This window comes from Vibrio sp. 970 (assembly GCF_033339075.1).
In genome coordinates this window covers 1-892 of record NZ_JAWOTW010000138.1, presented here as the reverse complement: position 1 = coordinate 892, position 892 = coordinate 1, and the positions used below count along the sequence as shown (strand labels likewise).

At 44.5% G+C, this 892-nt stretch carries 1 protein-coding gene; it reads right to left on the bottom strand.

What is annotated here, in order from left to right; translation table 11 throughout:
• Window positions 1-735, bottom strand: a 735-nt coding sequence (locus R7Q11_RS25255) for a substrate-binding periplasmic protein (RefSeq protein ID WP_225466890.1), incomplete at its 3' end; no start/stop codon positions are given.
• Window positions 736-892: the final 157 nt, after the last annotated feature.

The following is an 892-nucleotide window of genomic DNA, read 5'->3' as shown; positions in this document are numbered from 1 at the left end:
GTTATCGATCTCTCCCGAGGCTTTTAGATCCGACAGGCGTTGATTAATAAAGTGTTGTACTTCAGGTTTCATCTCTGGAGAAAAGGCCAGATAGATCGAATAGTCGGGGATCACAGCGCTAAAAGATTGAATCTCAAATTGTTCGAGTGGCAGTTCCAGACGTTTTAAGTTGTACATCCCCCGCGATTCCATCTCGACAAACGCCCTATCGCCTGGCGTTCTCTGAATTACGCGATATGCGGCGTCGTAATCTTTAACGCGCATCTCGTTGACGGTTTTATCTTCAAAAAACGGCATTAAGTTTGGGTAGTCGAAACCTAGCAGCAACACGATGGAACGACCTTTGATGTCTTGCATGGTATTGAATTTAAAAGGCGCATCACTGCTGGATACCAACACGTGTTTTACAGTGTAAATAGGCTCTTTAGATAAGTTTTCTGACTGAACTCGGCCCCAATCAGGGCTGCCGTATGTCAGCCAGTTTTCTTCCCCACCCGCTTCTAATAATGAAATCATGCGCTTAAACGGATAGGTGTGAAAATTCACCTTATAATCTGAGTTGGCAAAAATCGCGTTGACAATATCCGTCACGATCCCGGCGTGTTGTTGGCCGTGTTGTTCGATTTGAAATGGACTTGCTTGGTCGGCGATAACGTAATAATTCACCTCTTCAGCGGCGGTCGCTGCACTGACTGCCATACAACTAAAAGCCAATACACGTAGAAGTCCTTTCATCCTATCCTCGATTATTATTTGCTCACGACTATATTTAGAGTAGCGCAAGATTATCGGAGTGATTTCATATGGATGTAAAAGAGCGAACTCAACGCCGGTTTAGTATCGGTAACCAGCTTATGCTGGCGGTTTTAACGTTGAGTTTGAGCTTTACGTT